The following is a 13,021-nucleotide window of genomic DNA, read 5'->3' as shown; positions in this document are numbered from 1 at the left end:
CCTCCGGCGCGGCGCCAGCGCGCAGCGCCCCGCGTCGGCGCGCGCGGGGGGCGTCCGGCGCGGGGCGACCGCGGTGGAGCGCGCCTCGCGGTGCGCGGGGCGTGGCTCCCGGCGCTCGGAGGAGCGCGCCAGATCCGCGGCGCCGCGCCCCCGGGCGCAACAACGGGTGTCCACGCCGTCAACGCCGGGTTGACGGCGTGTGGCGCCTCGCGAGCGCGCGAGCGCGCTGCTCGTGCGGTGGCCCGGCGATTGCTAATCAGGTGCATTCAGAAAGGAACTTGAATCATGAGCTTCAGGATCAGAATTGCCACGAGCACGCTGCTCATGGCTTGTGTCACCGGAATCCTCGCGATCGGCTGTGGCTCGGACGACGGGGACGAGACGTCGGGAGGCGGCAGCACGACGACGAGCGGCAGCGGCGGCGCTGACGGCAGCACGACCGCGAGCGGCAGCGGCGGCGCCGGCGGCAGCGGCGGCGCCGACGGCAGCACGACCGCGAGCGGCAATGGCGGCTCCGATGGCAGCGGCGGCTCCGATGGCAGCGGCGGCGCCGACGGCAGCACGACCGCGAGCGGCAGCGGCGGCTCCGACGGCAGCGGCGGCTCCAGCGCCAGCGGCGGCCCGGATTTCAGGCTCTACGGCTATGGCAGCGGCACCACCGGCGGCAAGGGCGGCGCCGTCGTCTCCGTGAGCACGCTGAGCGAGCTGCAGGCAGCGGCCGGGCGGGAGGAGCCGCTGATCATCCAGATCACCGGCAAGATCTCCGGCAGCGAGAAGGTGCGCGTCGCCTCCGACAAGACCATCGTGGGGGTCGGCACGAGCGGCGAGCTCGACGGCGTCGAGCTCACCCTGAGGAAGTCGTCCAACATCATCCTCCGCAACCTGAAGATCCACCACGTGGAAGCCGAGGACGGCGACGCCATCCACCTCGAGGGGACCCACAACGTGTGGATCGATCACTGCGAGCTCTGGGCCGACTCCCCCGCCGTTCAGCCCGACAAGGACAAGTACGACGGTCTCATCGACATCACCCGAGACAGCTCGGACGTCACCATCTCGTGGAGCTACCTCCACGATCACTGGAAAGGCATGCTGATCGGCGCGTCGGACAGCGACACCATCGATCGCAGGGTCACCTTTCACCACAACCACATCAGGAACGTCAACTCCCGGCTGCCGAGCTACCGCGGCGGCAAGGGGCACATCTACAACTCGTACTTCGAGGACATCCCCACGTCGGGCGTGAACTCGCGCGTCGACGCGTGCCTGCGGGTCGAGGGCAACCACTTCTACAGGGTCAAGCACCCCATCACCACGCTGGACAGCGACGCGGGCGGCACGGACCGGCGCGACAACAAGTTCGAGGAGACCACCGGCGACCAGGCCTCCGGGAAGGATTGCACCTGGGAAGCGCCCTACGGCTATCCGCTCGACGACGTGGAGGACGTCAAGGCCCTCGTCACGGAGCACGCGGGCGTCGGCAAGACCGATCCCCTCGAGAACCTGCCTTGAGTCGCCCCGCGTCCGACACGGTGCGCCGGTCGGCGACGATCCACGCGCCGCAGTCACCGCGCGGGGCTGCTCCACGGCGTACGGGTTGCTAAAGTGCTCCCCGCCACACACGCGATGTCGGCCGTTCAACCCCCGGCGCGGCGGGGGACGGCGCGCGATGGGGGAAGGGAGCATGGATGTGAATTGTCTTACGGTTACCATCTCTTTGCTGACCGTGGTGGCTGTCGGAGCCGGGTGCAGCGCCACCAACGTGCGCGACGACCGCGGGGGCAGCGATGGAGGCCAGACCTCCAGCGGAGCTTCCGGTGAACCCGCCGGTGAAGCCTCCGGCGGGGCTTCCGGGGAAGCCTCCGGCGGGGCCTCCGGCCAGGGGGGCGCGCCGGACCTCGGCGGCATCGACGTCGGCGCGACGGGCGCGGGCGGCGAGGGGTCGGCGGGGGCCGGCGGATCGTGCGTCACGCAGACGTCGGCGGCCTCGCTTCAGCCCGTGTACCTGGCCTTCGCGTTCGACGTGTCGGGCAGCATGGGCCAGGGCGACAAGGAATGGCACGACAAGGAGGCCAAGTGGGACCCGGTGGTCGCGGCGACCAAGGAGTTCTTCTCGGATCCCGCGTCGAGCGGGCTCACGGCCTCGCTCACGTTCTTTCCCGATGAGAAGGACGTCCGATGCACGCTCGAGGCCTACACGACGCCGGATGTGCCGCTGACGCCGCTCCCGTCCGACGCCTTCAAGGAGGCGCTCGACGCGATCGAGCCGAAGTCCTCGCGCGACTGGCGCGGCGGCACGCCGACGGCGTGGGTCATGGAGGGCACGATCGGGTTCATCGAGGCCGCGCGCCAGGAGAACCCCGGGAAATACGCGATCGTGCTCGTGACGGACGGCTACCCGCAGGACTGCGACGAGGAGTCCAACTCGATCGACGCCGTCGTGGCCGACGCTCAGGCGGCGCTCGCGAAGGAGATCTCGACGTACGTCATCGGGGTCGAGAACCCTCCGATCGAGGGCGCGCCCAAGACCCTCTCCGACCTGCACGAGATCGCGGCCGCGGGCGGCACCGAGGAGGCCATCCTCATCGACACGGGCAATCCCTCGCAGACCACCGCCGCGTTCAGGGACGCCGTCGACCGGATCCGCGGCGCCGCGGTGTCGTGCACCATGGAGATCCCGCCCGCCCCCGATGGCCGGACCTTCGACAAGGAGAAGGTCCGCGTGCTCCACACGACGGACGGCTCGGACACGCCCGCGGCGCTCACCTACGACCAGACCTGCGCGACCGAGGGCGCCTGGCGCTACGACGATCCCGCGAGCCCGACGCAGATCGTGATCTGCCCCGGCGCGTGCGACACCATCCAGGCCGACGTGAAGGCGACCCTGAGCGTCGACTTCACCTGCGAGAGCGTGATCGTCGTGCCGCGGTGACCGGCGGCCGCCTCGCTCCGGGCATCCCCGCTCGGCCCTCGGCGCGAGCGCGCGCTGCCGCCCGGTGACACCGCCGAGATGATGTAGAACAGGGCAACGATGGCTGCCGGGGAGCGCGAGCCGAGGACCCTTGACCGATACACGCTCCACGGCGTGATCGCGTCCGGAGGGATGGCGTCCGTCCACTTCGGCCGGCTCGTCGGCGCCCGCGGCTTCGCCCGCACCGTCGCGATCAAGCGCCTGCACCCGCAGTTCGCGATGGATCCCGAGTTCTCATCGATGCTCCTCGACGAGGCGCGGCTCGCGGTGCGCATCCACCACCCGAACGTCGTCGCCACGCTCGACAGCGTCCAGGCCGACGGAGAGCTCTTCCTGGTCATGGAGTACATCGCGGGCGAGTCGCTCGCGGGTCTGCTCCGCGAGGCCGGCCAGCGAGGGGCCCGGGTGCCGCAGCCGATCGGGTCGGCCATCCTCGCCGGCGCGCTCGCGGGCCTGCACGCGGCGCACGAGGCCACGGCCGAGGACGGCGCCCCGCTCCAGATCGTCCACCGCGACGTCTCGCCGCAGAACATCCTGGTCGGCGAGGACGGGATCGCGCGCGTGCTCGACTTCGGCATCGCGCGCGCGGCGGTGCGGAGCCAGGTGAGCCGCGAGGGGCAGCTCAAGGGCAAGCTCAGCTACATGGCGCCGGAGCAGCTGCGCGGCGCCCCGCTGACCCGCCGCACCGACATCTACGCCGCGGCCGTGGTGCTGTGGGAGGTGCTCACCGGACGGCGGCTGTTCACGGGGGACAGCGACGCGGCGATCTTCGGGCGGATCCTCGAGGGCGTGATCCAGCCGCCGAGCGCGTTCGGTGAGGTCTCCGAGGAGCTCGACCGGGTGGTGCTCCGGGGCCTCGCGAAGGACCCCGAGCGGCGCTACGCGACCGCGCTGGAGATGGCCGCGGCGCTGGAAGCGGCGCTGCCGCCGGCGAGCCCGCGCGCGGTCGGGGCGTGGGTCGAGGAGACCGCCGAGCCGCTCCTCGCGGCGCGGGCGAGGAGCCTCGCCGAGATCGAGACGTCGCAGCGGAGCCCCGCGGTCGCGACGCCGATGCCGTCGAGCCCTGCCGTCATCGACCGAAGGCTGCCGCGCGCGATCGAGCCGCGCCCTTCGCCGCCGCCGGACGGCCTCGCCGGCGAGCGGCGATCCTCGGTGACGCTCCCGACGCTGACGAGGACCGTCGAGGACGTGGCGCGGCCGAAGCCTGTCGCGCTCGTGACCGCGGTCCCCGCGACGCCGCGAGCGCGGCGGGGCGCGCGGATCGCCCGCGCCTCCGCGCTCGCGGCCGCGGCCGGCTCGCTCGTCCTCGCGGCGCTCGCCGGCCAGCGCTGCGGCGTGCGCCCCGAGCTCGAGGCGCCCTCGCCCGAGCCGGCCCTGGTCGGCGCGCCCTCGCCGCCGGCCGCGACGCCCGCGGCGGCCTCTCCGGAGGCGCCGGCGGCGGCCTCGAGCGCGGGCGTGCCGGGGCGTGCGAGCGCCTCCGCGGGAGCGCCGGCGGCGCCCTCGAGCGCGGCCGTGCCGCGGCCTGCGAGCGCGTCCGCGCAGGCGGATGCGGGCGCGCCCAGGGCCGAGCCGGGGCGCACCGGCGCCGCGCGCGCCACGGCCCCCGCGCGCAGCGCGCGCCCGCGGTCGCGCTGCGCGCCGCCCTACTATGTGGACGCCAAGGGAATCCGGCGGATCAAGCGCGAGTGCCTGTGAGCGACGGATGCGTGTAGCCTGCGCTGCGATGAGACGGGGCCTCCTTGTCGTCAGCATGGTCGCCACGCTGCTCACGGGCTCGCGTGCCCGCGCGCAGGGCATCGGGGAGGCGTGCGCGAGCTCGTACGAGCAGGCTCAGCAGCTCCGCCGCGACCGCGCGTTCCTGCGCAGCCGCGCGGAGCTCCGCGCGTGCGTGAGCGCGTGCCCGGCGACGCTCGCCGCGGATTGCAATGTCTGGCTCGAGATGATCGAGCGCGACATGCCCAGCGTGGCGCTGTCCGCCACGTCCGCGGACGGCCGCGCGCCGGGACGGGTACGGGTATTCCTCGACGGCGCGTTGCTCGTCGAGGCCATCCCCGAGGCCCCGGTCGAGGTCGATCCCGGGCGGCACACGCTGACCTTCGAGGACGCGGCCGGGGCGCGCGTCGTCGCCGTGGTCACGGTGTCGCCCGGCGACAAGGCGCTGCCGATCGCCGTGCGCTTCCCGCGCGCCGCGCCGCCGCCCGAGATCGCCGGGGCGGCGCGGGTACGGCGGCGCTGGCCGCTCGTGCTCGTCGGCGGCGGCGCGGTGGCGCTCGCCGCCGGCGCCGTCCTCGGCATCAAGGGGCACATCGAGCGGAGCGATCTCGTCAGCGCCCGCTGCGCGCCCCGGTGTCCCGCGGACGAGGTCGACGCGATCGACACGCTCTGGAAGGCCGGCGCGATCAGCGCCGGCCTGGGCCTCGTCGCGGCGGGCGCGGGCGCGGCGCTGTACTTCCAGCTCGATCCCGTCGCCCCCGCGGCGCCGGCCGCGGGCGCCGCCCTGCTGCCGGACGGCGTCGGGCTCTCGCTGCGCGGCTCGTTCTGACCCGTACTGAGCGCCCGGGCGCCTGTCGCGCCGGCCCCCGTGGGCGGGCCGTCAGCCCTTGCTCCGGATGCCGTAGCGCTCCATGAGCCGGTGGACGAGCTGCCGGGAGACGCCCATCGACGCGGCGGCCCGGGCGACGTTGCCGCCGTGATCGCGGAGCTTCATGGAGATGAAGCGCCGCTCGAACTGCTCGACGACCATGTCGCGCGCCTCGCGGAGCGTGAGCGCGGCGAGCGGGCCGACGCCCATGTCGTCCACCCGCGGCGCCACCTTGACGATCGCCTGCTCGGCCAGGTGCGGGAACAGCACGAGCCGCGCGACGGTGTTGCGGAGCTCGCGCACGTTGCCCGGCCAGTGGTGCCCCTTGAGCAGCTCCAGCGCGTTCGGGGGCAGATCGTCGAGCGATCGCGGCGGCACCTGCGCCGCGAGGAAGCGCTCGACGAGCAGCGGGATGTCCTCCTTGCGCTCGCGCAGCGGGGGCACGACGGCCTCGACGACGGCGAGCCGGTAGTAGAGATCCTCGCGGAAGGCGCCCGAGGCGATGCGGCCCTGGAGGTCGCGGTGGGTGGCGGCGACGACCCGGGCGTCGAAGGACGTGTACGCGGCGGCGCCGATGCGGCGGACCTGGCGGGCCTCGAGGGCGCGCAGGAGCTTCGGCTGGAGATCGAGGGGAAGCTCGCCGATCTCGTCGATGAAGAGCGTGCCGCCGTTCGCCTCCTCGAGCAGGCCGGCGCGCGCGGCCTGGGCGCCCGTGAAGGCGCCCTTCGTGTAGCCGAAGAGCTCGGCCTCGATGAGGCCCGGGGCGACGGCGCTGCAGTCGAACACGACGAAGGGGCCGCCACGCCGAGGGCTCGCGTCGTGGATGGCGCGGGCGAGGACCTCCTTGCCGGTGCCGGATTCGCCGAGGAGCAGGATGGTCTCCGAGGTGGCGGCGGCGCGCTCCAGGCGGGCGAAGAGCGCGCGCATGGGGACGCTGCCGCCGAGGGCCTCCCCGAAGCTCGCCGAGGTGGAGAGCGGGACGAGCACGGGGGCGCCGCAGAGGCGGACGGTGAGGGAGACGCCGCCCAGGGACGCGACGGCGCTCGGGGTCAGGAAGCCCTCATGGATGAGGACGTCGTTGATGAACGTGCCGTTCTTGCTGCCGAGATCGGTGAGGACGATCCCCCGAGGCGTCAGCCGGAGCTGGCAATGGCGGCGGGACACGCGGGCATCGGGGATGACGACATCGCACTCGGCGCTCGTCCCGAGGACGAGCGGGGCCACGCCCAGGGCGGCCTCGATCGGGGGGCCCTTCTGGGGCGTGGCGACGACGCGCAGGTCGGGGACCTCGACGGCGTCGCTGCGAAGTGTCGTGATCGTCCGGGTGGAGTCGTGCATCGGAGCGGCGAGCGGGGAGGGCAGCATCTCCGAAAGCCGCGCGGATTACCAGCGGCATGCGTCGCGCGCCGCGGTCCGCGGAGGTGATTGACACCGTGGCGCGCCCGGTGACGATGCGCTCCATGGCGAGGATCGACGAGGAGCGGGCCGTGACGGTGAATGACGGGCGCGACGGCGGCTGCGCCGGCGCCACGCCGCCTCCGGGGCCGGGCGGGCTCGCCCTGCCGGAGCCGCTGTGGAGCGCCCTGCGCGCGGCGTACAGCGAGCCCGGGCGCGCGTACCACGACCTGACTCACGTGCGCGAGGTGCTCGCTCGCTTCGATGAGGCGGGGCGCGATGTCGGCTGGCGGAGGCCGCGCGAGGTGTTCCTCGCGGCGCTCTTTCACGACGCGGTGTACGTGCCCGGTCGCCACGACAACGAGGCGCGCAGCGCGGAGCTCGCGCGGGAGGCGATCGCGCGGTGGCTGCCCGGCGAAGGGCTCGACGCGGGCCTCGTCACGCGGCTCGTCCTGCTGACGGCGCGGCACGGCGCGCTCGCGCCGGCGGACGTCGACGAGGAAGAGGCGCTGTTCCTCGACTGCGACATGGCCATCCTGGGCAGCGACGCGGCGACGTTCGACGCCTATGATCGGGGCATCGCAGAGGAGTACTGCGCCGTGCCGGCCGAGCTCTACGCGCTCGGCCGGCGCAGCTTCTTCGAGAAGCTGCTCGCCGCCGAGCGCATCTTCCTCTCGCCTTATTTCCGGGATCGCCTCGAAGCGCGCGCGAGAGAGAACCTGCGCCGGAAGCTCGCGGTGGCGCCGGGCGGCGCGGGCTCGTAGCCTGTCTGTCGAGGGCTCCCCGGCGCGGCCTGCGGGACGCGACGCCCGCGGGCCGCGGGGGGCGAGCGCCCGCGCCGCGCGATCACCAGCTCTTCACGTCGCTCTTGCTCACGCGGCACGTCTCGGTGTTCCACTGGCTCGCGCCGCCGTGGAGCTTCTTGGACTCGCCCTTGTGGTCGGTGACGGCCTCGTACTCCTGGCAGATCTTCGGCTTGTCGTCCTCCTCGTCGTAGCCCCCCTTGACGTAGAGATCGGTGATCGTGACGGTGTCCCCGTAGTTCTGGTTCGCCCCCGCGATCGTCGTCTTGACGCCATCCACCCTGACGTTGTCGATGATCAGGTTGCGCGGGCCGCCGTTGGCCGTGCAATCGCCGCAGGAGCGCCAGAGCTTGCCGAAGTCGGCGATGTACGAGTTCGTGACGATGGTCGTGGAGCCGCCCTTGGCGTTGTGCTGGAAGATCTTGTCCGCGGAGTGCAGGGCGATGGAGCTGTTGATCCTCATCGTCGCCCCGTCCTTGCTGTTGGTGGCCGCGTCCTCGCAGACGTCCTCCCAGTAGACGTGATCGAGGGTGCAGTCGCCGAGGCAGACGATGCCGTTGCCGCCGGGGAGCCCGCCCGCGATGATGAGGTTCTTCACCGTGACGCCGTCCTCGACCTCGAACACCGTCTTCTGGCCCTCCCCGTCGTCGCAATCCTCGGTGTTGTTGACGCCGATCTTCTGGTTGTTGAAGTCGTAGACGTCCTGGCCGCCGTTGGCGGCGTTCTTCAGACGCGTCGTCTCGGTCCTGATCTCGCCGTCGCCGTTGGTGGGCGTCGGGATCTCCATCGGGATCTCGTCGCCGAGCGGCTCCCCTCCGCCCGCGCCGCCGGTGCCGCTGGTCGCGCTGCTCGTGTCGCTGCCGCCGGCGCCGCTGTCGCCGCCGCCGGTGCCGCTGTCGCTGCCGCCGGCGCCGCTGCCGCCGGCGCCGCTGGTCGCGCTGCTCGTGTCGCTGCCGCCGGTGCCGCTGGTCGTGCCGCTCGCGGTCGTGCTGCTCGTGGTCGTGGCGCTGCTGCCGGTGGCGCTGGTCGTGCTGCTGCCGCCGCCGGTCGCGACGGTGCTGCTGGTCGCGCCGCCCCCCTGGCCACCATCGTCCGGCGTCACGTCGCCGCCCGAACAGCCGAGCTGGGCTGCTCCGGCGGCGCCGATCACGAGCAACAAAGTGAAAGCTGACGTCATTCCGAATCTCATCTCGCTACCTCTCGTTCTGGATTCATGGCGGACGGCTCGCGGTCCGGACGCGCTTGGTTGACGCCGGCCTGCGCCCGTCGACTCCTCGGCTCGACCCCGTCGCGGGGCAAGCACGAACCCACGCTCCACGCCGTTCAGATGGTCCCTATGGTCCCTGGGTGCAAGGGGCGGTCCAAGACGCGCGGCGGGAGTTCGGGACGTCGCGCGGATCTCCGCGGAGGTGGACCTGTCAACTCCGGGGCGACACCGGTTGACGGTCGCTGTTGACGTGCGCGTGCACCGCGCGCGCGGACGGCTTTCCTGCCTCCTGCAAGCGGGCTCCTGGTGACGCCCTCACGATCGCTCGGCCGGCGCCTGTTCTTTGGGGCAGCGGCCAGCCCGCGTGTCAACGCGTGTCCTGCGTCACCGAGAACTCTGCTGAACTCCCACGATGCGAGCGGCGGGCTCGGAGCGCCCTCGCGCGGTTGGCTGGATCATCCCAGCAACGAGTATGCCCCGCTACGCGGGGTGGACGGTGTTGCCAGCGACCGTTACTCGAGCTCGTCGGCGAAGCGCTCGAGCCAGCCCTCGATGTCCTCGGTCGGGACGACCAGCGGCCGCGAGGTCGGCTCTGCCGACGGGTAGCCTCCCACCTCATCCTGGCTGTTCACGAACGTGCCGCCGCCGGACCGGAAGTCTGTGATGATGCGGAGATCGACCTCGTCGCGGTCTCTGGGTCGGGCGCCCGCGTGTGCGAGCACCCACTCCACGACCGACGCCACCGGGAGCGCGACGAGGCCTTCGGGCCACACGGGCTCGTCGGCGAGGACGGTGATCTCCGGGGCGGCGATCGGCACCGGGTCGCCGAGCGCGTCCACGGCGATGTTGTCCTCGAGGTAGGCTGATCCCAGCGAGTTGGTGCCCACCATCGCGAGGCCCGGCTTCGTGTCGGCGCCGTGCCGCATGTAGTTGCCGACGATGCTGACGCTGGGAGGCGCCGGCGTGATGCCAGAGCTCGCCCACTCCTTCAGGACGGGGCCAAGCCGCATCGCCCATTTCCCGGGGTTGTAGACGACGTTGTTCACGATCGCCCCTGTCGCGAACCCCTTGAACCAGGGGTTTCACTCGTTGTTGTGGGCGAAGAGATTGCCGACGACGGTGACGTCGGTGCAGTCATCGTGCACGAGTGTGCCCATGGAGTGTGAGCCCTTCTCGTGGATGGATTCGAGGAGCCCTTCGGCGACAATGTTGTTGCTGAGGGTGACGCGGCGCGACGTGCCGTCGGGGCCGTCGAAGCGGGGGCCCCAGACCGACAGATCCTCGTCGACGCCCCACGCGACCGAGCGGTGGTCGATCACGATGTTGTACGCCGAGGCGCCGTCCGTCGTGACATCGGGCTCGAACCCCGACGCCGGCGCGGCCCCGGCATCGCCCATCCGGAAGCGGGGATGCTGGAGCCGCACGTCGACCCCGCCTGCCCACGGCTCGTTCCGCCCCGAGCGCGGCCGCAGCGAGCCGCGCTGGGCTCGCGCCGTGGAGGTCCCCGTCGCCGCGCGCCGCGGTCGCCGCGTCAACCACGAGTTGACGTGATTGACGGCACCGCCGTACCACGGTGTCAACCGCACGTTGACCAGCGGCCGTCCCCGGGACCTCCGCCAGCTCCTCCAGGACAGCCGCCCACGCCAGCGCCGGCGCGCCAAAGGCCATAAGGAGTCCAGCCGTGCCGCAGGAGGCCCCCGAAGAGCCGGGCGGCCGGGCAGGGGTGGCGCCGAGCGGCACGCCCGTTGCGTAGGAGCTCCGCAGGACCGGTGAGGCGAACCGCGGCAGCCCGAAAGTGGCGTCGCCGGCGAGCACCACCCATCGAGCTCCGACGTCCGCTGCCTCGACGACGAACCGAACGATGACCCCAGCATCCCAGTCAGAGCACAGGTGAAGCTGAACGATGAGCTCAAGCAGAAACACAGGTAGGATTCACGCGTTCCCGCTCGCGCTGCTGGCGCTCAGCCTCTCCGCGTGCGGCGGCGACGAGGTCACTCCTCGATCGACCGATGGAGGCGGCGGTGCGGGGGGCTCGGCCCCGACCGGCGCCGGCGAGGCGGCCGGCGGCATCCACCCTGCGGGCGGCACCACCACCCGGCATGAAGGCCGGAGCCGGGCGGCTCTGATCGCGCCGCGAGCGCCTCGGCACGCGGCGGGCCGGCGCGCCGCCGACCGGCGCCTCGACGATGGCCTCAGGGGGCGCGACCAGCCCGAGCTGGTCGCCGCGCTCGGAGACGACGCCCCGACGGTCCTCCGGATCTCGGGCACGATCGGGGGCGACGGCGCCCGATGCGGCGCGTGCGCTCCAGCAAGGCCCTCGTCGGCGTGGGCGCAGATGCGACCATCGACGGCTTCGGCTTCGACGTGAGCGGCTGGACGGAGGAGCTCGCGGCCAGCACGGGCGACACCTGCACGTCCGCCACGCCAGAGGGCTACGCGCAGGTGTCGAACGCCATCCTCCGGAACCTCACGTTCGTCAACTCGCGGCGCTCCTCCGCGCTGCCGTGGCCGCGCCCGGGGGGGCCTGCTCAGCTCGGGACCTGGGTCGCGCCCCGCGCGAGCAGGCTGATGGCCGCGATGCCGCGGCTCGAGTCCTCCTCGTTCAGGAACAGGCGCAGCGTCTCGTGGATGGCGGGCAGCGCGCGGTGGAGGTCCTCGGGCGACATCGATCGCGGCGCGATGCCGGCCCGCCGGCAGGCCCGGACGATGGTGCTCGGCCCGATCACGCTGGAGAGCCCGCTCGCGGCGACCACCTGATCGAACAGCGAGTCGGCCGCCGGCGCCACGCTGCTCGGGCCGGCGCGGGCGTGCGAGCTCGGCGGCGCCTCGTCGAGGGGGGGCCCGGCGCGCCTCGAGGGCACCGCGGCCTCCGTGCCCTGCGCGGCTCTGGGCCGGAACAGGCTGCGCAGCCGTGTCTTCAGCAGGGTGAGCTCGGGCGTCTTCAGCACGACGTCGTCCACGCCGATCTCCGCGCCTTCTTCCCGGGTCCCGGCGTCCTCGTGCCCCGTGAGGAGGATCACGGGGATGTGGCACAAGGCGCCGGATCGCTTCATCCGTCGCGCGGCCTCGAGGCCGCCCATCCCCGGCATCAGCAGATCCATGATCACGCAATCGACCCGCTCCACGGCGAGGAGGCTCAGCGCCTCTTCGCCGGATTGCGCCGGGATGACGTCGCAGCCGCCCTGCCTCAGGAGCTGCGCGAGCGCGGCGCGGTACGTGGGGCTGTCGTCCACGACGAGGACCTTCTTGCCGGTGGCGATGGAAGCGCCGGCGCCCGTCGCGCGGAGCACGGTGCTGCGCTGGCTCACGAGCTCCGCCGCGCGGAGGACGAGGTAGTTCCCGTCGTACGGCTTGCCGAGGTACTCGTCGGCCTCCGCGCCGAGCGCCTGGATCCGGTGCTTCACCTCGGTCTCGGTGGACAGCAGGATGACGGGCGTGTGCACGGGATCGGTCGCGGCGCGTATTTCCCGGAGGAGCTCGATCCCGTCGCCGTCGGGCAGGAGGACATCGAGGATCGCGAGAGAGAAGGTCTTCGACCGCAGGACCTTCTGGGCGAGCGCCCTGGTCTCGCACGCCGTCACCTGGAACCCGGCGCCGCGGAGCAGGCCCCGCAGATCCATGCGAATCGCGAGGCTGTCGTCGACGATCAGGACTTGCGGCTTCATGCTACTCCCTTCTGCTCGTGGACGACGCGAGCCATGCAGCGCTGATCGCTCCTCCGGCGTTGTAGCAGGCGCTCCCCCGGGCGCGCTCCCGGGCGCCCTTCGTGAATCGCCCTCGACGCGTTCTGCGCCGCCCTGAGCCCCGTGCAGCGCGGCGTCCGTGACGGAGGGGCGCCGGCGCGCGCTGGTCCATGCTCGGGCGCGGACGACCAGGACGCTTCACCGCTTCTTCTCCTTCAATGAGCAGCCAGGGATTCCGCATCTGTCATGAACGGAGGAGCTGTCACGCGCTGGCGAGATCCCTTGATGATAGCCGATCTCGAGCCGCCTCGGGCAGGTTCATGGGCTCGCTGTCTCGTGCGCACGGGCGCGACGGTCGATGGGTCGGATGCGCCGAGTCGC

Annotated in this window: 10 protein-coding genes; 5 read left to right on the top strand and 5 right to left on the bottom strand. The window is 72.6% G+C overall.

Translation table 11 applies throughout. The features are described 5' to 3' along the window. Positions 1–285 precede the first annotated feature (285 nt). The 4 genes from WMF31_RS21275 (at position 286) to WMF31_RS21260 (ending at position 5,513) form a co-directional block, all read left to right on the top strand. The gene (locus tag WMF31_RS21275; protein ID WP_436603706.1) at positions 286–1,512 is read left to right on the top strand and encodes a pectate lyase family protein; all 1,227 of its coding nucleotides are present in this window, start codon (positions 286–288) and stop codon (positions 1,510–1,512) included. A gap of 214 nt (positions 1,513–1,726) precedes the next feature. Further along, positions 1,727–2,932: a vWA domain-containing protein gene (locus WMF31_RS21270; protein ID WP_436603705.1), complete on the top strand. Its 1,206-nt coding sequence runs from the start codon at positions 1,727–1,729 to the stop codon at positions 2,930–2,932. Positions 2,933–3,031: 99 nt separating this feature from the next. Next, on the top strand, positions 3,032–4,666 hold the full coding sequence (locus WMF31_RS21265; RefSeq protein WP_436603704.1) for a serine/threonine-protein kinase: 1,635 nt from the start codon (positions 3,032–3,034) through the stop codon (positions 4,664–4,666). Positions 4,667–4,694: 28 nt separating this feature from the next. Beyond that, complete coding sequence (locus WMF31_RS21260; RefSeq protein ID WP_436603703.1) at positions 4,695–5,513, top strand: hypothetical protein; 819 nt, start codon at positions 4,695–4,697, stop codon at positions 5,511–5,513. A gap of 51 nt (positions 5,514–5,564) precedes the next feature. Here the strand turns inward: WMF31_RS21260 and WMF31_RS21255 are convergent, their stop codons facing one another. Next, positions 5,565–6,890, bottom strand: a complete 1,326-nt coding sequence (locus WMF31_RS21255; RefSeq protein WP_436603702.1) for a sigma 54-interacting transcriptional regulator — start codon at positions 6,888–6,890, stop codon at positions 5,565–5,567. Between the two features lie 122 nt (positions 6,891–7,012). Between WMF31_RS21255 and WMF31_RS21250 the strand changes: the two genes are divergently transcribed. After that, the gene (locus WMF31_RS21250) at positions 7,013–7,711 is read left to right on the top strand and encodes an HD domain-containing protein (protein WP_436603701.1); all 699 of its coding nucleotides are present in this window, start codon (positions 7,013–7,015) and stop codon (positions 7,709–7,711) included. A gap of 82 nt (positions 7,712–7,793) precedes the next feature. Here the strand turns inward: WMF31_RS21250 and WMF31_RS21245 are convergent, their stop codons facing one another. From WMF31_RS21245 to WMF31_RS21230, 4 genes are all read right to left on the bottom strand, one after another. Further along, the gene (locus tag WMF31_RS21245; RefSeq protein ID WP_436603700.1) at positions 7,794–8,927 is read right to left on the bottom strand and encodes a pectate lyase; all 1,134 of its coding nucleotides are present in this window, start codon (positions 8,925–8,927) and stop codon (positions 7,794–7,796) included. A 542-nt stretch (positions 8,928–9,469) separates the two neighbouring features. Further along, positions 9,470–10,003: a hypothetical protein gene (locus tag WMF31_RS21240; protein ID WP_436603699.1), complete on the bottom strand. Its 534-nt coding sequence runs from the start codon at positions 10,001–10,003 to the stop codon at positions 9,470–9,472. A 36-nt stretch (positions 10,004–10,039) separates the two neighbouring features. After that, complete coding sequence (locus tag WMF31_RS21235; RefSeq protein ID WP_436603698.1) at positions 10,040–10,381, bottom strand: hypothetical protein; 342 nt, start codon at positions 10,379–10,381, stop codon at positions 10,040–10,042. Between the two features lie 1,104 nt (positions 10,382–11,485). Further along, positions 11,486–12,622, bottom strand: coding sequence for a response regulator (locus tag WMF31_RS21230; RefSeq protein WP_436603697.1), 1,137 nt, complete (start codon positions 12,620–12,622; stop codon positions 11,486–11,488). Positions 12,623–13,021: the final 399 nt, after the last annotated feature.

The organism is Sorangium sp. So ce1036 (assembly GCF_051369805.1).
Taxonomy (GTDB): Bacteria; Myxococcota_A; Polyangia; order Polyangiales; family Polyangiaceae; genus Sorangium; species Sorangium cellulosum_F.
This window is presented reverse-complemented; position numbering and strand designations above follow the sequence as displayed.

What these genes read in the sequence shown, in the direction of transcription:
- WMF31_RS21275 (WP_436603706.1), top strand. Translation starts at nt 286, where the DNA reads ATGAGCTTCAGGATCAGAATTGCCACGAGCACGCTGCTCATGGCTTGT.
- WMF31_RS21265 (WP_436603704.1), top strand. Translation starts at nt 3,032, where the DNA reads ATGGCTGCCGGGGAGCGCGAGCCGAGGACCCTTGACCGATACACGCTC.
- WMF31_RS21260 (WP_436603703.1), top strand. Translation starts at nt 4,695, where the DNA reads ATGAGACGGGGCCTCCTTGTCGTCAGCATGGTCGCCACGCTGCTCACG.
- WMF31_RS21255 (WP_436603702.1), bottom strand. Translation starts at nt 6,890, where the DNA reads ATGCACGACTCCACCCGGACGATCACGACACTTCGCAGCGACGCCGTC.
- WMF31_RS21250 (WP_436603701.1), top strand. Translation starts at nt 7,013, where the DNA reads ATGGCGAGGATCGACGAGGAGCGGGCCGTGACGGTGAATGACGGGCGC.
- WMF31_RS21245 (WP_436603700.1), bottom strand. Translation starts at nt 8,927, where the DNA reads ATGACGTCAGCTTTCACTTTGTTGCTCGTGATCGGCGCCGCCGGAGCA.
- WMF31_RS21230 (WP_436603697.1), bottom strand. Translation starts at nt 12,622, where the DNA reads ATGAAGCCGCAAGTCCTGATCGTCGACGACAGCCTCGCGATTCGCATG.